This is a genomic window from Microterricola gilva (genome assembly GCF_004217495.1).
GTDB lineage: Bacteria > Actinomycetota > Actinomycetes > Actinomycetales > Microbacteriaceae > Microterricola > Microterricola gilva.
Genome location: NZ_SHLC01000001.1, coordinates 3,456,918 through 3,473,645, shown reverse-complemented (window position 1 = coordinate 3,473,645; position 16,728 = coordinate 3,456,918). Strand labels below are relative to the sequence as shown.

The following is a 16,728-nucleotide window of genomic DNA, read 5'->3' as shown; positions in this document are numbered from 1 at the left end:
TTTCGACTTCGCCGGTTCGGGATGCCCGGAACGGGGCTACTCTAGGCAAGGCGACGCTGTGCAGAGCAGCGAAACAGATCGGGGTGTCATGAAGGGCAAGCTTCTCTTCGTTTCCGGTGCGGCGGTGGGCTACGTGCTCGGCACGCGCGCCGGCCGCAAGCGATACGAACAGATCAAGGATGCCGCGCAGAGCGTGTGGAACACGCCGCTCGTGCAGCAGGGCGTCGACCAGGTCAAGGGTTTCGCCCTCGCCAGGGTCGGCACCGTCTCCGACGCCTTCTTCGACAACGCGAAGAAGCTCGTGAATGCGGCGACCAAGCAGGGCAAGGCGGCGGCCGATACGGCGTCAGACACCGCGACCCAGGGCGCCACTCCAGCCCAGGCGAGCGCGACGTCGACCGCCGCGAAGCCGGCCACAGCGAAGCCGACCGCCACGAAGCCGACGGCTTCGAAGCCGACGGCTGCGAAGTCGGCCAAGACCACTCCGAAGGCCGAGGGCTGATCGCATCCGATCGCCAGGAAAGGTGCGTGCGTGATGAGCGAACATGACGGAAACCCACTGAAGGCGGCGAACAGGCGGTCCCTCTTTGAGCTGATCGGCGACCTTCCCGGGTTGCTCGTCGACCTGGTCCGCGCCGAGATCGAGCAGTTCAAGGCCGAACTCAGCGAGAAGGGTCAGCGCATCGGCCTCGGCGTTGCGCTCATGGCCGTTGCCGCCGGGTTCGCCTTCTTCGGACTCGCAGTGCTCGTCGCCTGTGCCGTGCTCGCGTTCGCGCTCATCGTTCCGGCCTGGCTGGCCGCGCTGATCGTGGCCGGGATCCTCTTCCTGCTCGCCATTCTGCTGATCTTCATCGGTCGCGGCCGTATCCAGGCCGGCCTGGCCAAGAGCGAGTTCGACGTCGATCTGCGCCGTGACATGGACGTCTTCAAGGGAGAGGGATCGTATGACCGCCACGCCTGAGAGCAGCGCGACCGCCTCGAGCACGGCCGCCGCGCAGCAGCAAGCGCCGCGCCGCAGTCGGGCCGAGTTGCAGGCCGACGCCGCGCGCGCACGCGCAGAGCTCGCCGCAACCCTCGACGCCATCGAAGACAAGCTCAACGTTCCCAAGCAGATCGGGCTCGCAGCCGACCGCACGGGCGCCCGCGTGCGCCGCATGGCGGCAGAGAACCCGCTCGCCCTCGGTGCCGTCGCTCTGGCGGCGGCGACCGCCGTCGGCCTCGGCGTCTGGGCCATCATTCGCGCGGTCCGGAACTAACACTGCTTTTGCCCCGCGGCGCAAAGCGGAGCAGACTAGGGGCATGACTGCCCCGACTGATCGTCAGGTCCCATCCGACATGCTCGAACCCGAGGGATCGCCGCAGGGTTACACTCTGTTCGCCGTCTTGCGCCGCGATCCGAACAACCCCGATGATTTCGACGGCCACGATGTTCCGCACTTCGTGCACGAACTCGATGACACCATCGCGCTGGTCCAGGCGCAGGGCGTGACCCTCCGCGGCATCTACGACGTGTCCGGCCTCCGTGCCGACGCCGACGTCATGCTCTGGCTGCACGGTCCGGATGCCGAGGGCCTGCAGTGGGCGCTGCGCGAGATGCGTCGCGCACGCATGCTCAAGAGCCTGTTGCCCACGTGGAACGCCATGGGCGTCCACCGCGATGCCGAGTTCAACAAGAGCCACGTTCCCGGCTTCCTGCGCGGGCTCGAGCCCAAGGGCTGGATGACCATCTACCCCTTCGTGCGCAGCTACGAGTGGTACCTGCTGCCCGAGGCCGAGCGCAGCCAGATGCTCGCCGACCACGGCCGCAAGGGTGCAGCGTTCACGGGCGCGATCGCCAACACGGTTGCCGCATTCGCCCTCGGCGACTACGAGTGGCTGCTGCCGATCGAGAGTGACGAGCTCACCGATCTGGTCGACATGATGCGCGAACTGCGCGCGACCGATGCGCGCATGCACGTGCGTGAAGAGGTGCCCTTCTACACCGGGCGCCGGATCGAAACCGCTGAACTTGTGGAGGTGCTGCAGTAGTGGCCCAGTACGACGCCATCCTGCTTTCCAGCTTCGGCGGCCCGGAGGGGCAGGACGAGGTCATCCCGTTCCTGCGCAATGTGACTGCCGGGCGCGGGATCCCAGACGAGCGCCTCGAAGAGGTCGCCCACCACTACCGCCACTTCGGCGGTGTGAGCCCGATCAACGCCCAGAACCGGGCGCTGAAGGCGGCTCTCGAGGCCGAGCTCGCCGCGCGCGGCATCGAGCTGCCCGTCTACTGGGGCAACCGCAACTCCGCCCCGTTCTTCGCCGACACCGTGCGCGAGGCGCATGCGGCGGGAGACGACCGGCTGCTCGGACTGGTCACGAGCGCGTACACCTCGTACTCGGGCGTCGGCCAGTACCGCGAAGACTTCGAGAAGGCGCTGGCAGACACCGGCCTCGGCGAGCAGATGTCGATCGACCGCGTCCGTGAGTTCTTCGACCACCCCGGCTTCGTCACGCCCTTCGTCGAGGGCGTCTCCTCCGCCGTGCACCAGCTGCGTGCCCAGGGCATCGCCGACGAGGCCATCCACGTGCTCTACGTGACCCATTCGATCCCGAACACGGCGGCAGAGGCATCCGGACCGTCGTTCGGCCCCGGCGGTGCCTACGTCGCCCAGCACCTGGCCGTCGCCTCGTACATCCACGGCGAGACCGCTCCAGCGGCCGCATGGTCGCTCGTCTACCAGTCGCGCTCCGGCGACCCCCGCACCCCCTGGCTCGAGCCGGACATCAACGACGCCATCGACGAGCTTGCCGTTGCCGGCCTCGTCAAGGCCGTCGTGATCGTGCCGTTCGGTTTCGTCAGCGACCACATGGAGGTCATGTGGGACCTCGACAACGAGGCCGTCGCAACCGCGGAGGGCCACAGCTTGATCGCCGTGCGCGTTCCGACTCCGGGCGTGCACCCCGCCTTCGTCTCCGGACTGGTCGACCTCGTGCTCGAGCGCGTGAATGACGTCCCCGTCGACGAGCGCCCGCACCTGACCGAGTTGGGTCCGTGGGCAGACCACGAGCGCGTCGGCGCGGCGGATGCCGGCAACGGGGGTGCGGCATGAACGCCGTGATCCGGGTCGGAACCCGCGGCAGCGCACTCGCGATGGCCCAGACGACGGCCATCGCCACGCGCATCGGCAGCGCCGCGAAGGCCGAGATCGAGATCGTGCCGGTGACAACCCACGGTGACACCTCGCGCGAGTCGCTCGCCAGCATCGGCGGCACAGGGGTGTTCGCCTCCGCGCTGCGCGAATCGCTGCTCGCCGATGAGTGCGATCTGATCGTGCACTCGCTCAAGGACCTGCCGACCGGCGACTACGCCGGCCTCCGCCTGGCCGCGACGCCCAAGCGAGCCGACGCCCGCGACACTCTCTGCGCCCGCGACGGCCACACGCTCGAGACGCTGCCGGAGGGCGCGCGCGTCGGAACCGGCTCGCCCCGCCGCATCGCACAGCTACGTGCCCGGCGCCCCGACCTCGACATTGTCGACATCCGCGGCAACATCGACTCGCGGCTCGCGCGGGTCAGCGACGACTTCGCCGCCGACGACCCGCAGCGCCTCGACGCGGTCCTGCTCGCCGCCGCCGGCCTCGGCCGCCTCGGCAAGCTGGAGCACGTGACCGAGTACCTCGACCTCTACGAGTGGCCAACCGCGCCCGGTCAGGGCTCACTGGCCATCGAGGTCCGCGCCGGAGCACTCGACCGGGGACTCTCCACTGCTCTGGAGGCGGTGAACCACGGCGCGACCGCCGCGACTACGCTCGCAGAGCGCCTCGTGCTGGCCGGCCTCGAGGCCGGTTGCTCAGCACCGGTCGGGGCGACGGCCAGTATCGACAACGAGCTGTTCTTCCTGACCGCGACGGTATATAGCCTGGACGGCATGCGCTCGATCACGAGTTCGCACGCTGCATCCCCGGAGAGCCACTCGGCCGCCCACCTGGCCGAGGCCGCCCGCGATGTCGCCGAGCGCGTCGTCGCTGAACTTCTCGGCAACGGCGCCGCGGAACTTGCCGCCGTGAAGGGAACGCCGTGACCACGAGCTCTGCAGCCTTCGAGAACGAGGGCAAGGCCGACAAAGCCCAGCATCCGGACAAGGCCCAGACCCCGGACAAGGCACAGAAGCCACTGACCGGGTGGCGCGTCCTCGTGCCCCGCGGCGGCCCATGGGGTGACAGGGTGGCAGCCAGCCTGCGTTCTCAGGGTGCCTCTCCCAAGGTCGCACCGATGATCAACTTCGCCCCGACCGATGACGCGGCCGCGTTGGAGGCCGCTCTCGCCAAGCTGGCGGCAGGTGGCTTCGACTGGGTGACGGTCACGAGCGCGACCACCGTCGATGTGCTCTCATCGCACCAGGCCGTTGTGCCTGCCGCGACGAAGATCGCGGCCGTCGGCGAGACGACAGCGGCAGCGCTCACCGCGGCCGGCTACCCGGTCGCTCTCGTGCCGGCGGAGGACAACTCCGCCAGAGGTCTACTCGAGGAGTGGACCGCAGCAACCGACGGCGCCATCCCCCTGCGCGTTCTCGCTCTCCGCTCCGCGATCGCCAAGCCGCTGCTGAGCGTCGGGCTCGCCCGCATCGGCCACCACGTCGAGGCGGTCGTCGCCTATCGTACGGTCGGTGTCCCGGTTGAGGAGACGGTCGTCGCCGACGTCGCGGAGGGGCGCGTCCAGGCCGTCCTCGTGACCTCCGGCAGCGTCGCGGAGCAGGTGCAGAAGCAGCTCGGTCCCATCCCGGACGGCACCCTCGTCGTCTGCATCGGACCGCAGACCGCCAAGGACGCTCGCGCGATCGGGCTGCGCGTTGACGCGATCGCTGACGAGCGCACGGCCGAATCCCTCATCGAGGTGCTCGTGCGCGCCGCTCAGGCACGCAGCGCCGGCTGAGCAGCGCGCGCCGCTCGAGCTAGTCCGCTCGAGCTTCCTTGTTGACGAGCTCTTCCGCGACCTCGTTCTCGAGTGCGGCAAGGTTGTTCAGAAAACGGATGACGACGTCCCGCTCGTCCGGGCTCAGCTCGGCCGCGACATCGAAGCGTCTCGCGTGCCTGCGCCCGATCGTGGCACGCGCATCGGCGTGCGTCTCATCCGTGACCCCGATGACCACCGCCCGGCGATCGCTCGGGTGCTTGGACCGCGTGATGTGCTTCGCCTTCTCGAGGCGATCGAGCATCTTGGTGATCGACGCCGTCGAAATGTGCAGGTGGTCGGCGAGCATTCCGGCCGTGACGAGGACGCCCGAGTTCTTCGCGGCGATGATGAAGCGCAGAGCTTTCATGTCGGTTTCGTTCAGCCGCATGTAGCTGCGCGACTCCAGGCTGATGCGTTCCTCTGACTCCCGCCAGGCCTTGATCGCACGCAGCACGGCCACGATCTGGTCGAGCTCCTCCGGCGCACGATCGCTGTGGTGCACATAGTTGCCTGCCGGATCGATGATGCGCGGGTCGAGCATCGACGCGGAGGGGTCCCACGAGCTCGGCTGCGCTTTCGTCATGGCCTTAGTGTACTGGCGGAAGTGTGTCATGCTTAGTTAGAAGCTAACTTGGCTAGGTAATTCGCAGGGAGTGCAGAGTGTCTGGATTTCACGTATCTGGCGACAGGGTCGTTCTGCTCACCGAGGACGGCGTCGCCAGTGGGAGCGCCGACAAGGAGCGGGTGCACGGTGAGCGCACGCCACTCCACCTCGCCTTCTCCTGCCACCTGTCCAACAGTGCAGGCGAGCTCCTCGTGACGCGGCGTGCGCTGGGGAAGCGGAGCTGGCCTGGCGTGTGGACGAACTCCTTCTGCGGGCACCCGGCACCGGGCGAGCTCATCACCGACGCCGTCGTCAGGCATGCCGCGAGAGAGCTCGGCCTGCACCTCGACCCTGTGGACAACGCGCTTGTGCTCGAACTGCCGGACTTCCGCTACCGTGCCGTCGACCCCGCCGGCATCGTCGAGAACGAGATCTGTCCCGTCTATCGCGCCGTGACGGACGAGGTGCTCCGCCCGGACCCGGCCGAGGTGCTCGAGACCGCATGGGTTCGACCGGAAGACCTGGCGCGGGCGGTCGCGCTCACGCCCTGGGCGTTCAGCCCCTGGCTGGTGCTCCAGTTGGAGCGTCTCGCCGTGCCGGGGCGTCTCACAGTGGAGGTGGCGACATGACCGCGGTTCTCACGCGCTTCATCTCGGAGCAGGATGCCGCAGCAATCGAGTCCAGGCTTGCCGGGCACTGGGCGCGCCGCATCGGGGCCGCTGCGGCCTTCGGTGCCGACTACGAGGGGCTGTGGTCGGGGATCGCGCGCTCGGCGACGGGCGGCAAGCTGCTCCGCCCTGCCCTCGTGCTCGGCGTGCACGAACAGCTGGGCGGCGGGTTCGGCGACGCGGCGGTCGAGGTCGCGGTCGCCTTTGAGCTGCTGCACACGGGATTCCTCGTGCACGACGACGTCATCGACCGCGACCTGGTTCGACGGGGGCGCCGCAACATCCTGGGCGAGCGGGTCGACCAAGCGCTCGCCGCCGGAATCGGCGGCGCAGACGCCGAACGGTGGGCTCAGGCATCCGCGATCCTGGCCGGCGACCTGCTCATCCACGATGCGCAGGGGTTCGTCGCGCGCGTTGCGGTTCCCGAGCCCATCCGCATCGCGCTGCTCGAGCTGCTCGACGAGGCCGTGTTCGCATCGGCGGCCGGCGAACTCGCCGACGTCGCGCTCAGTGCCGGCACCGCGACACCCGGCCTGCACGCGGTGCTGGACATGACGACGTGGAAGACGGCGCCGTACTCCTTCTCAGCCCCGTTGCGTGCCGGCGCAATCCTTGCCTCCGCCCCGGCGCAGACCGAGGCGGTGCTCGCCCGCTTCGGCAGCCTCGTCGGTCGGGCATTCCAGCTCAGGGATGACCTTCTGGGCGTCTTCGGCGACGAAGCCGTCACCGGCAAGAGCACGATCGGCGACATCCGGGAGGGCAAGGTGACGGCGATGATCGCGTACGCACGCGAGACACAGAGCAGGGCGGAGCTGCGCGGGCTGCTCGGCGGAGACGCGTCGACCGGTGACGTCGCCAGGCTGCGCTCGCTTCTCGTCGAGTGCGGGGCCGTCGACTATGTCGAGGGCCTCATCGCGCACGCGGTCGCGGAGAGTCTCGCCGTGCTCGACGCCGCGCCGCTGCCGGACGCATTGCGCACCGAGCTGGCCCGACTCAGCCACCAGGCGACGGAGCGTGTCGCATGAGTCGGCCGCTCGAGCGCGGAACGCTGGGTGCGGCGGCCGGCGCCGATCTGGCACTCTACGGGCGTGCTGCGCACCGGGGCGCCGCCGTCGTGATCCGCGAGTACTCGAGCTCATTCGGGCTGGCGAGCCGGCTGCTCTCCCCGGCCATCCGGCCCGAGGTCGAGAACATCTACGCGCTCGTGCGCGTGGCCGACGAGATCGTCGATGGGGCGGCTGCGGCCGCCGGGCTGAGCACAGCGCAGCAGGCCGAGTGTCTGGACGCGATGGAGGCGGAGACGCTGCGGGCGATGCACACCGGCTACAGCAGCGATCTCATCATCCACGCCTTCGCCCGTAGCGCCCGCCGTACGGCCATCGGCCCCGAGCTGCTCATCCCGTTCTTCGCGTCGATGCGCCGCGATCTCGACCCGGCTCCGTTCACCGCCGAGCAGCTGCGGGAGTACATCTACGGTTCGGCTGAGGTCATCGGCCTGATGTGCCTGCGGGTCTTCCTCCTCGACGAGTACGTCAACGACAACGAGCGACGGCGGCTCGAGCACGGCGCCAGGAAGCTGGGTGCCGCGTTCCAGAAGATCAACTTCCTGCGCGACATCGCGGCCGACTACGACTCGCTGGGGCGGCGCTACTTCCCCGGCGTCGAACCGCGCGCCATCACGGAGGAGCAGAAGGCGGCGATCGTGGCCGACATCCGTTCTGACCTCGACACGGCCAACGCCGTGATCCCACGCCTGCCGAACGGATGCCGCCGCGCGATTCGTGCGGCGGCCGCCCTGTTCGGAGAGCTCACCGCGCGCATCGACGCCACCCCGGCCGCCATGCTCGCCGAGCAGCGGGTGCGGGTGCCGACGGCGCGAAAACTGCGCATCCTCGCGGCGGCGCTGGTGGTGCCGGGATGAGCCACACACTGAACGTGCAGGCGAGGGTGCCGATCGGCGGCCGTCGCGGGAACAACCAGGCGGGGAGGGCGTCTGCGACGGTCATCGGGGGAGGCATCGCCGGGCTCGCGACGGCGGCTTTGCTCGGGCGGGAGGGCTACGCGGTCACACTGCTCGAGGCGAGCGACCAGCTCGGCGGGCGGGCGGGGACCTGGGAGGCGGACGGATACCGCTTCGACACCGGGCCGTCGTGGTACCTCATGCCTGAGGTGTTCGATCACTTCTTCCGCCTGCTCGGCACCTCCTCGGCTGAGCAGCTCGAGCTGCAGCGCCTCGACCCCGGCTACCGCGTCTTCGCGGAGGGGAGCGAGAGCCCGATCGACGTCGTGGCCGACTTCGAGGGCAATGTCGCCCTGTTCGATTCGATCGAGGCGGGCGCCGGCGAGGCGCTCCGGCGGTACGTCGCCTCGGCATCCGACGCCTACGAGCTCGCCATCGGGCGTTTCCTCTACAACACCTTCGACGACCCGCGCAGCTTGATCGGCGTCGACGTCCTGCGCCGTGGTCCAGCCATCGCGCGACTCGGAACGCGCTCCCTCAGCGACCTCATCGAGACGCACGTGAGCGACCCGCGACTGCAGCAGGTGCTCGGCTACCCGGCCGTCTTCCTGGGCTCATCGCCGTTCGAGGTGCCGAGCCTGTACCACCTGATGAGCCATCTCGACCTGGCCGACGGGGTCTACTATCCGCTCGGCGGTTTCAGCACCGTGATCGAGCGCATCGCCGCGCTCGCCGTCGCCGAGGGTGTCGAGGTGCGGACGGGGGCGCGGGTGACCGAGATCACGACCGCCGCTCGGCCGAGGCGGTTCGGCCGCGCCCGCGGCGTCGCACACCGGGCAACGGGGGTCAGCTACACCGACGCATCCGGTGCCGTGCACTCCGTCGAGAGCGACGTCGTCGTCTCGGCCGCCGATTTGCACTTCACGGAGACGCAACTCGTTCCGGAGGGACTGCGGAGCTACCCGGAAGAGTGGTGGGACGAGCGCAATCCGGGCCCTGGCGCCGTTCTCGTGATGCTGGGCGTGCGCGGATCACTGCCAGAGCTCAGCCACCACAACCTGTTCTTCACCGAGAACTGGGCAGACAACTTCTCGGCGATCTACGGCACGCCGAGCTTCATCCCCGAACCGGCATCCATCTACGTCTGCCGCCCGAGCGCCACCGATGGCTCGGCAGCACCCGTCGACCACGAGAACCTCTTCGTGCTCGTTCCCGTGCCGGCCGATCCGGGCATCGGAGCCGGTGGCCTCGGCCGGGGTGGGGCGGCACAGGTGGAGCGGGCAGCGGATGCCGCAATCCAACAGATCGCGTCGTGGGCTGGCATCCCCGATCTGGCGCAACGGATTGTGCTGCGCCGCACCGTCGGCCCAGCCGACTTCGCCACCGATCTCAACGCCTGGCGGGGCGGAGCGCTCGGACCGGCACACACGCTGCGGCAGAGCGCGTTCTTCCGGGGCAGGAACGCGTCATCGCGCATCGATGGGCTCCTCTACGCCGGCGGCAGCACGATCCCGGGGATCGGCCTGCCGATGTGCCTGATCAGCGCCGAACTCGTCGTCAAGAAGCTGCGCGGTGAACGCAGCGGGTCACCACTGAAGGCACCGCTGTGACGGCGCTCTACCTGCTCATCCTGGCCGGCACGATCGCGTGCATGGCGCTGCTCGACCGCCGATTCGGCCTGTTCTTCTGGCGGGATGCGCGGCGGGCGTCCCTGGTGCTCGGCCTCGGCGTTGCCTTCTTCGTGCTCTGGGACATCGCCGGCATCGCGCTCGGGATCTTCCTGCGTGGACAGAATGAGATCTCGACCGGCATCATGCTCGGCCCCGAGTTCCCGCTCGAGGAACTCCTCTTCCTCGTCTTCCTCTGCTACCTGACGATGGTTGTGTTCAACGGGGCCAGGCTCCTGCTCGACCGTCGGGTGCGTGTCGACGATACGGCGCGCGTCGGGAAGGGGGCGCGATGAGTTACCTCGTGCTCAGCGCCGTTGCCCTCACGATCGCGGTCGGGGTTGCGGCATCCGCACTGCTCATCAGGCGGCCCGCCCGGCTCGGGTCCGCCGTGGCCGCCGCCGCGCTCACGGCTGCGGTGCTCGTCGTGCTGACGGCGGTCTTCGACAGCCTCATGATCGCCGCAGGGCTGATGGAGTACACCGCGGAGCACCTGCTCGGCTGGTTCATCGGCCTGGCGCCGATCGAGGACTTCGCCTACCCGATCGCCGCCGTGATCCTGCTGCCTGCGCTCTGGCTGCTCGCCGCGCCGCGGCCACGCTACCAACGCACGGTTGGGGCCGATCATGCGCAGTGACGCGGCGGTTCGACGTGGCGTGCTGCGCCAGCTGGTGACCGCCTCGCGGCCGCTGAGCTGGATCAACACGGCGTTCCCGTTCGCCGCCGCCTACTACCTCAGCACGGGCGAGGTCAATGCGGCACTCGTCGTCGGCTCGGTCTTCTTCCTGATCCCGTACAACCTCGCCATGTACGGCATCAACGACGTCTTCGACTACGCGTCCGACGTCGCGAACCCCCGCAAGGGCGGGGTCGAGGGGGCGCTGCTCGACACCGCCATGCACCGCACGACGCTCGTTGTCGCCGGGGCGCTCTGCGCGCCCTTCATCGTGGTGCTCTGCGCCCTGGGCTCGCCGGCATCCTGGCTCGTGCTGGCGGTGAGTCTGTTCGCCGTGGCCGCCTACTCCGTTCCCGGACTGCGCTTCAAAGAGATCCCCGTGCTCGATTCGCTCACCTCGAGTACCCACTTCGTCTCGCCTGCGGTGTACGGCCTCGTGTTGGCCGGAGCCGCGATCAGCCCCGAGATCCTCGCAATCCTCTGTGCATTCTTCCTCTGGGGGGTCGCGAGCCACGCCTTCGGCGCCGTGCAGGACGTCGTGCCCGACCGGGAGGGTGGGATCGGTTCCGTCGCGACGGCATTCGGGGCCGCCGCGACGGTTCGCCTCGCGATGGCCTGTTGGGCCGCTGCTGGGCTCGTGCTCTGCTTCATCGGGTGGCCCGGCGCGCTCGCGGCAGTCCTCGTCGTCCCGTACATCGCTCTCGCGTGGCCGTATCGTTCGGTCAGCGACGCCGATTCCGGTAGCGCCAACGGCGGCTGGCGCCATTTCCTGTGGGTCAACTACCTCGTCGGCTTCCTCGCCACGCTGCTGCTGATCCTGACGGCGCTGGGCTCCTGAGCCTGACGGCACCTGGCTCCTGAACCCGACGGGCCCGGATGCACGTAGGCTGATTGGGTGACTGTTACTCCCCGTATTCGTCCACGCCGCCTGCGCACCACCCCCGCGATCAGGCGCATCGCCTCCGAGACCCGGCTTCACCCCGGCCAGCTCGTGCTCCCGATCTTCGTCCGCGAGGGCGGCGGTCCCGTCCCCATCTCCTCGATGCCCGGAGTGGTGCAGCACACGCTGGAGAGCGTGAAGGGCGCCGTTGCGGATGCCGCGGCCGCCGGCGTCGGCGGCGTCATGCTGTTCGGCGTGCCAGAGCACCGCGACGCGACGGGTACGGGAGCGACAGATCCGCAGGGCATCCTGAACCTCGCGACACGCGTCGTCGCCGATGAGGTCGGCGACGCCCTCGTCGTGCAGACGGACCTCTGCCTGGATGAGTTCACCGACCACGGGCACTGCGGTGTTCTCGACGTGCGCGGCCGCATCGACAACGACGCGACGCTCGAACGCTATCGCGAGATGGCGCTCGTGCAGGCGGCATCCGGCTCCGAACTGCTCGGCCTCTCCGGGATGATGGACGGCCAGGTCGCCGCGGTGCGCGAGGCCCTCGACGGAGCGGGTTTCGTCGACACCGCCGTCCTCGCCTACTCGGCCAAGTACGCCTCGGCGTTCTACGGCCCGTTCCGCGACGCCGTGGAGTCGACCCTCGACGGCGATCGCCGCAGCTACCAGCTCAACCCCAGTAACCGCCGTGAGGGGTTACGCGAGGCGATGCTCGACATCGAGGAGGGCGCGGACATCGTCATGGTGAAGCCGGCAGGCAGCTACCTCGACGTGCTCGCCGACGTCGCCGCCGCCAGTGATATTCCCGTTTGGGCATATCAAGTGTCCGGCGAGTACGCGATGATCGAGGCCGCCGCGATGCACGGGTGGATCGACCGCAAGCGTGCCGTGCACGAATCGGTGCTCGGCATCCACCGTGCCGGCGCCGACGTTGTGCTCACCTACTGGGCAACCGAACTGGCCGGATGGCTGAACACTGGAGATGTCGCATGAGCAGCAATGAGAGTCTTTTCGAGCGCGCGCAGGCCGCGATCCCCGGAGGGGTGAACTCCCCGGTCCGGGCATTCCGCTCCGTCGGTGGCACGCCGCTCTTCCTCGTCGAGGCGTCGGGTGCATACGTCACCGACTCGGCCGGGCGCGAATACGTCGACCTCGTCGCGAGCTGGGGCCCTGCGATCCTCGGCCACGCGCACCCCCAGGTGGTCAAGGTCGTTCAGGATGCCGCCGCCCGCGGCCTCTCCTTCGGAGCCAGCACCCCGGCGGAGACCGAGCTGGCCGAACTCATCGAGCAGCGTGTCGCCCCCGTGCAGAAGGTGCGTCTCGTCTCCACCGGCACCGAGGCCACGATGACGGCGATCCGGTTGGCGCGCGGCTACACCGGCCGTGAGCTCCTCGTGAAGTTCGCCGGACACTACCACGGACACTCCGACGGACTTCTGGCCGCCGCGGGTTCCGGACTGGCCACCCTCGCACTGCCTGGATCGGCCGGCGTCACGGCGGCCACGGCCGCGCAGACCCTCGTGCTGCCGTACAACGACCTCGAGGCGGTCCGCGCGGCGTTTGCGACGCACGGGCCCAACATCGCCGCCGTGATCACCGAGGCCGCCGCCGCGAACATGGGTGTCGTCGCCCCCGACCCCGGGTTCAACGCCGCCCTCGCCGAGATCGTGCACGCCAACGGCTCCCTCCTCATCATGGACGAGGTACTCACCGGATTCCGGGTCGGCAGCGCGGGCTACTGGGGCCTCGAGAACCCGTTCACCGAGAGCTACGCACCCGACCTCTTCACCTTCGGCAAGGTCATCGGCGGCGGGCTGCCCGTCGCCGCGCTCGGTGGCCGCGCCGAGGTCATGGACTACCTCGCCCCGCTCGGACCGGTCTACCAGGCCGGCACGCTCTCGGGGAACCCGGTCGCCGTGGCCGCCGGCCTCGAGACGCTGCGCCTCGCCGACGACGCCGTCTACGCGCAGCTGAATGCGAGCGCACTGCTCATTTCAGAGTCGGTCTCGGCCGCGCTGGCCGCCGAGGGCGTCGCGCACCACGTGCAGCGGGCGGGCAACCTGTTCAGCTTCGTCTTCGGCGAGCACCTCTCACATGGTGCCCGCAACTATGACGAGGTGCTGACGCAGGAGTCCTATCGGTACCCGGCCTTCTTCCAGTCGATGCTGGGCAACGGTGTCTCGCTACCTCCTTCGGTATTCGAGGCGTGGTTCGTCACCGCGGCGCACGACGAGCGCGCGATCACGCGCATCCTCGACGCGCTGCCGGATGCCGCTCGCGCCGCCGCCGCCGCGCAGCCCGTTCTCGTCGACTGACGGATTCGACAGCGTGACGCGCAGCGTCACGAAAGGCGGCAGCCCGATCCAAGGAAGCCTCGGGAACGGCCACCGGTGCTGGGAGTTCCCGCGGTAGCCCGGTCCAGGGAAGCCTAGGGAACGGCCACCGGTGCTGGCAGTTCCTTCGGCTGAGAGGCACCCGACAGAGCATCGTCACCGCATTGTGAGGTTTCTGATAGGGCGAATGTCTGCGGCTCTTGGCAGACTGGGTGTATGGCCTCCCTGCGCGTACACCCCGACCGGCTTGAGATCCAACTCACTGCAGCCGAAAAGGCGTTGGCGCTGCGCCGCGAAGAGATCTCCGTTCCACGTGCGGCCATCCGCTCCGTCACGATCACCGATGACCCGTGGATCTGGATCCGCGGCATCCGTGCACCGGGCGCGCTCATTCCGCTCGTGCTTGCCATCGGCACCTGGAAGTTCCACGGCGGCAAGGATTTCCTGATCATCAAGAACAAGCGCCAGGCAGTGATCATTGATATTGCCGATGAGGAATATGCCCGTCTCATCGTGAGCACGAATCACGCGGTCGATCTCGTCGACACGCTCAACGTCGGTGGTGCGGCCGCTGCCGAGGTCGACGCCGCGGTCGCAGGAGGCGCGAAGTCGACGGTGACCACGGTCGGCGCGAAGCCCAAGGCCAAGCCCAAGCCCAAGGCCAAGCCGGTCGTCGCTGCCAAGCTCGCGGACGCCAGCGCGGAGGCTGCCGTCGGAGACGCCGCCGCTGCAGCCGTGGCCACGAAGCCGCGCGCCACCCGCGCTCGCGCGGCCGAGTCGGCGTAACCACACCACGGGGTTACTTCGGAGTGGCGCCCAACCACTCGACGGCTGCGGGCACGCCGAGGAAGCGGCCGTAGCGATGCGCGGCCTGCTCTGTTGCCTCGCGCTCGGCGGCGGTGAATACACGCAGCGTCGCGATCTGCACCGTCACGTCGCGGGCACGGAGCACGTGCTTCCACTGGCCGGCCATCACCCCGTCGATCAGCACCGTGTGCAGCAGCCGACCGAACTCCGCGGTCGGCTTATATTCCGGTGGCTGCATGAGCGTCTTGCTCGGGAAATACGACATCACATACTCGTCATAGCCCTGCACCAGATCCACCCGCGGGACTGCCGGCGCCGTGGCGACGGTGCCTGGCTCCGCCCACCAGCACGCGAAGTCCTCGACCCCAACCGCGGTGAACCGATCGGGTTCCCTGTCGTTGGCAACGGCGAGCCCATCCTTGGCGTCACGCAGCGTGAGCCCGCTCCACACGGCAAAGTCTTTGAGCGTGACCGGCCCCCGCGTGGCGATGAAGCGAGCCACCAGCGTTGAGAGCGCCCGTTCGCGGTCGAATGCGGTGTCGGCCGTCGGCACGCGCTCGTCGAAGAGCGCGTAGCTCCGCGCTGTGCCGAGCGTCGTGCCGCTGATCACCCGCCGCGTCAGTTCCGCCTCCATCATCACGAGGCCCATTGCCATGCCGCCGAACGCGAGCCCCGACCGCGCGAGATGTTCCTGGAGCTGCGCGCGACTGCGGTGTCGCCCCCCGGCGAGCTCGGTCTCGATGAGCGCGAGGGCTCGGTTCAGCGTCGCAGAGTCGAGGCCGTTCCGCCGGAGGTACGGCGCGTTGATGCGCTGCACGCGCGGCGCGGTCAGCTCCAGCAGCCAGCGTGCCTCGGCAGGGGCAACGAAGTGCCAGGTCGGTCGCAGTACGTGGGTGCGCAGGATGTCGCCGGCGTCCACGGCGGCGGCGAGGCTCGCGGCATCCGGCCGGTTCGTCATGCGCTGGGCCGTCGCCCAGAGTGCGTAGCCGTACTCCTGCGCCTGCATGGCCGTGAAGTGCGCCACGATGCCACCCGGGCTCTCGGCGATGGGATTCCACAGCGCATGGCTGTGCATGCGGCGGGCGATCGCCTCCGTGCGGGTGAGCTGCGCCGTCATGGGGCCGGCCTCAGGCGCGCACGTTCACGATCGTGCGACCGCGCACCGTTCCGGCCAGGATCGCCTCCGCGGTCTCCGGCACCGCGGAGAGTCCGATCTCGGTGCTGAGCTCGTCGAGGCGCGCGAGCTGCGCCTCGCCGGCCAAGCGCAGCCATGCCGCCTCGCGGAGCGCGATGGGTGCGTCGACGGAGTTCACGCCGAGCAGGTTGACGCCGCGCAGGATGAATGGCAGCACCGTCGACGGCAGCTCGGCACCGGCGGCGAGGCCGCAGCTTGCAACGGAGCCGCCGTAGCTGATCTGGGCGAGCACCGTGGCCAGGCTCGTTCCGCCGAGCGAATCGATGGCTCCGGCCCACCGCGTGCTCTGCAGCGGCTTGCCCGGCTGGAGGAGCTCGGCGCGGTCGATCACGGTCGCCGCCCCGAGTGCGCGCAGGTAGTCGCCCTCCGTCGCCGCCCTGCCGGATGCCGCCGTCACGCTGTAGCCGGCTCGGGAGAGCAGCATCACCGCAACCGATCCGACGCCGCCGGCCGCGCCCGTCACCAGGATCTCACCGGAGCGCGGGCCGATGCCCTGCCGCTCCAGGGCCATGACCGCGAGCATGGCCGTGAAGCCCGCCGTGCCGAGGGCGGCGGCCCTGCGCGGGCTGATCGCGCTCGGCAGGCGCAGCAGCGAAGCGCCGTCGACGACGGTGCGCTCACTGAGCCCGCCGTGCCGGCTCTCACCGAGCCCGGCCCCGTTCAGCACGACGCTGTCGCCAGGCGCCCAGCGGGGGTCGCCGCTGGCCGTCACGGTTCCGACGACGTCGATGCCGGCGATGAGGGGCAGGCGTCGCACGACGCCAGGCCGCCCGGCGACCGCGAGGCCGTCCTTGTAGTTGATGCTGGAGTAGCTGACGTCGATGCTGACGCCCGTCGCCGTGCTCGGCAGCGGGCGGTCGTCATCGCCGGCCGCGCTGAAGAAGTCATCGTCGAGGGTGCGCAGCACGCCACGCCGTCGCGCGGCCGCCTCGCCGTTCTCCCCGGAAACCTCATCGACAACAATCGCCCGGAATTGGCTGCTCATGCCCCCAGC

20 protein-coding genes are annotated in these 16,728 nt (G+C 69.4%); 17 read left to right on the top strand and 3 right to left on the bottom strand.

The genetic code is table 11. The features are described from left to right. Positions 1–58 precede the first annotated feature (58 nt). The 7 genes from EV379_RS17450 to EV379_RS16115 all read left to right on the top strand — a co-directional run bounded on the left by EV379_RS17450 (position 59) and on the right by EV379_RS16115 (position 4,911). The gene (locus EV379_RS17450) at positions 59–502 is read left to right on the top strand and encodes a hypothetical protein (RefSeq protein ID WP_242616420.1); all 444 of its coding nucleotides are present in this window, start codon (positions 59–61) and stop codon (positions 500–502) included. A gap of 33 nt (positions 503–535) precedes the next feature. Then, positions 536–961, top strand: a complete 426-nt coding sequence (locus EV379_RS16140; RefSeq protein ID WP_130507035.1) for a phage holin family protein — start codon at positions 536–538, stop codon at positions 959–961. Continuing rightward, positions 945–1,256 (top strand): DUF3618 domain-containing protein, encoded by a 312-nt coding sequence (locus EV379_RS16135; protein ID WP_130507034.1) that lies wholly within the window; start codon positions 945–947, stop codon positions 1,254–1,256. Before EV379_RS16140 ends, EV379_RS16135 begins: the two co-directional genes overlap by 17 nt. 43 nt (positions 1,257–1,299) lie before the next feature. Continuing rightward, the gene (gene hemQ, locus EV379_RS16130; protein WP_242616419.1) at positions 1,300–2,028 is read left to right on the top strand and encodes a hydrogen peroxide-dependent heme synthase; all 729 of its coding nucleotides are present in this window, start codon (positions 1,300–1,302) and stop codon (positions 2,026–2,028) included. Further along, positions 2,028–3,089 carry a ferrochelatase gene (locus tag EV379_RS16125; RefSeq protein ID WP_130507033.1) on the top strand — a complete coding sequence of 354 codons (1,062 nt, stop codon included), beginning with the start codon at positions 2,028–2,030 and terminating at the stop codon, positions 3,087–3,089. Before hemQ ends, EV379_RS16125 begins: the two co-directional genes overlap by 1 nt. Next, positions 3,086–4,060 carry a hydroxymethylbilane synthase gene (gene hemC / locus EV379_RS16120; RefSeq protein WP_130507032.1) on the top strand — a complete coding sequence of 325 codons (975 nt, stop codon included), beginning with the start codon at positions 3,086–3,088 and terminating at the stop codon, positions 4,058–4,060. Before EV379_RS16125 ends, hemC begins: the two co-directional genes overlap by 4 nt. Before the next feature lie 92 nt (positions 4,061–4,152). Continuing rightward, on the top strand, positions 4,153–4,911 hold the full coding sequence (locus EV379_RS16115) for a uroporphyrinogen-III synthase (RefSeq protein WP_242616501.1): 759 nt from the start codon (positions 4,153–4,155) through the stop codon (positions 4,909–4,911). A gap of 19 nt (positions 4,912–4,930) precedes the next feature. On the opposite strand, the gene EV379_RS16110 is transcribed toward EV379_RS16115, so the two are convergent. Then, entirely contained in the window at positions 4,931–5,515 is a 585-nt protein-coding gene (locus EV379_RS16110; protein ID WP_242616418.1) for a MarR family winged helix-turn-helix transcriptional regulator, read from the bottom strand. Between the two features lie 77 nt (positions 5,516–5,592). On the opposite strand from EV379_RS16110, the gene idi reads away from it, so the two are divergent. The 10 genes from idi to EV379_RS17445 all read left to right on the top strand — a co-directional run bounded on the left by idi (position 5,593) and on the right by EV379_RS17445 (position 14,518). After that, positions 5,593–6,165 (top strand): isopentenyl-diphosphate Delta-isomerase, encoded by a 573-nt coding sequence (idi, locus tag EV379_RS16105; protein ID WP_130507030.1) that lies wholly within the window; start codon positions 5,593–5,595, stop codon positions 6,163–6,165. Next, on the top strand, positions 6,162–7,229 hold the full coding sequence (locus EV379_RS16100; protein ID WP_130507029.1) for a polyprenyl synthetase family protein: 1,068 nt from the start codon (positions 6,162–6,164) through the stop codon (positions 7,227–7,229). Before idi ends, EV379_RS16100 begins: the two co-directional genes overlap by 4 nt. Continuing rightward, positions 7,226–8,125 carry a phytoene/squalene synthase family protein gene (locus EV379_RS16095; protein WP_130507028.1) on the top strand — a complete coding sequence of 300 codons (900 nt, stop codon included), beginning with the start codon at positions 7,226–7,228 and terminating at the stop codon, positions 8,123–8,125. Before EV379_RS16100 ends, EV379_RS16095 begins: the two co-directional genes overlap by 4 nt. Next, a complete protein-coding gene (crtI, locus tag EV379_RS16090) occupies positions 8,122–9,774 on the top strand; it encodes a phytoene desaturase family protein (RefSeq protein WP_130507027.1) in 1,653 nt (550 codons plus the stop codon). The genes EV379_RS16095 and crtI overlap by 4 nt, the downstream gene beginning before the upstream one ends. Beyond that, positions 9,771–10,127, top strand: coding sequence for a lycopene cyclase domain-containing protein (locus EV379_RS16085; protein ID WP_130507026.1), 357 nt, complete (start codon positions 9,771–9,773; stop codon positions 10,125–10,127). The genes crtI and EV379_RS16085 overlap by 4 nt, the downstream gene beginning before the upstream one ends. Continuing rightward, positions 10,124–10,468, top strand: coding sequence for a lycopene cyclase domain-containing protein (locus EV379_RS16080; protein WP_130507025.1), 345 nt, complete (start codon positions 10,124–10,126; stop codon positions 10,466–10,468). The genes EV379_RS16085 and EV379_RS16080 overlap by 4 nt, the downstream gene beginning before the upstream one ends. Then, positions 10,458–11,345, top strand: coding sequence for a prenyltransferase (locus tag EV379_RS16075; protein ID WP_130507024.1), 888 nt, complete (start codon positions 10,458–10,460; stop codon positions 11,343–11,345). The genes EV379_RS16080 and EV379_RS16075 overlap by 11 nt, the downstream gene beginning before the upstream one ends. Positions 11,346–11,402: 57 nt before the next feature. Next, entirely contained in the window at positions 11,403–12,392 is a 990-nt protein-coding gene (hemB, locus tag EV379_RS16070) for a porphobilinogen synthase (protein ID WP_130507023.1), read from the top strand. Then, positions 12,389–13,714, top strand: a complete 1,326-nt coding sequence (hemL, locus tag EV379_RS16065; RefSeq protein WP_130507022.1) for a glutamate-1-semialdehyde 2,1-aminomutase — start codon at positions 12,389–12,391, stop codon at positions 13,712–13,714. Before hemB ends, hemL begins: the two co-directional genes overlap by 4 nt. Before the next feature lie 234 nt (positions 13,715–13,948). Continuing rightward, positions 13,949–14,518, top strand: coding sequence for a hypothetical protein (locus EV379_RS17445; protein WP_242616417.1), 570 nt, complete (start codon positions 13,949–13,951; stop codon positions 14,516–14,518). A 13-nt stretch (positions 14,519–14,531) separates the two neighbouring features. Here the strand turns inward: EV379_RS17445 and EV379_RS16055 are convergent, their stop codons facing one another. Both EV379_RS16055 and EV379_RS16050 read right to left on the bottom strand, forming a co-directional pair. Beyond that, entirely contained in the window at positions 14,532–15,656 is a 1,125-nt protein-coding gene (locus EV379_RS16055; protein WP_130507021.1) for a winged helix DNA-binding domain-containing protein, read from the bottom strand. Positions 15,657–15,666: 10 nt separating this feature from the next. Further along, positions 15,667–16,719 carry an MDR family oxidoreductase gene (locus EV379_RS16050; RefSeq protein ID WP_130507020.1) on the bottom strand — a complete coding sequence of 351 codons (1,053 nt, stop codon included), beginning with the start codon at positions 16,717–16,719 and terminating at the stop codon, positions 15,667–15,669. Positions 16,720–16,728: the final 9 nt, after the last annotated feature.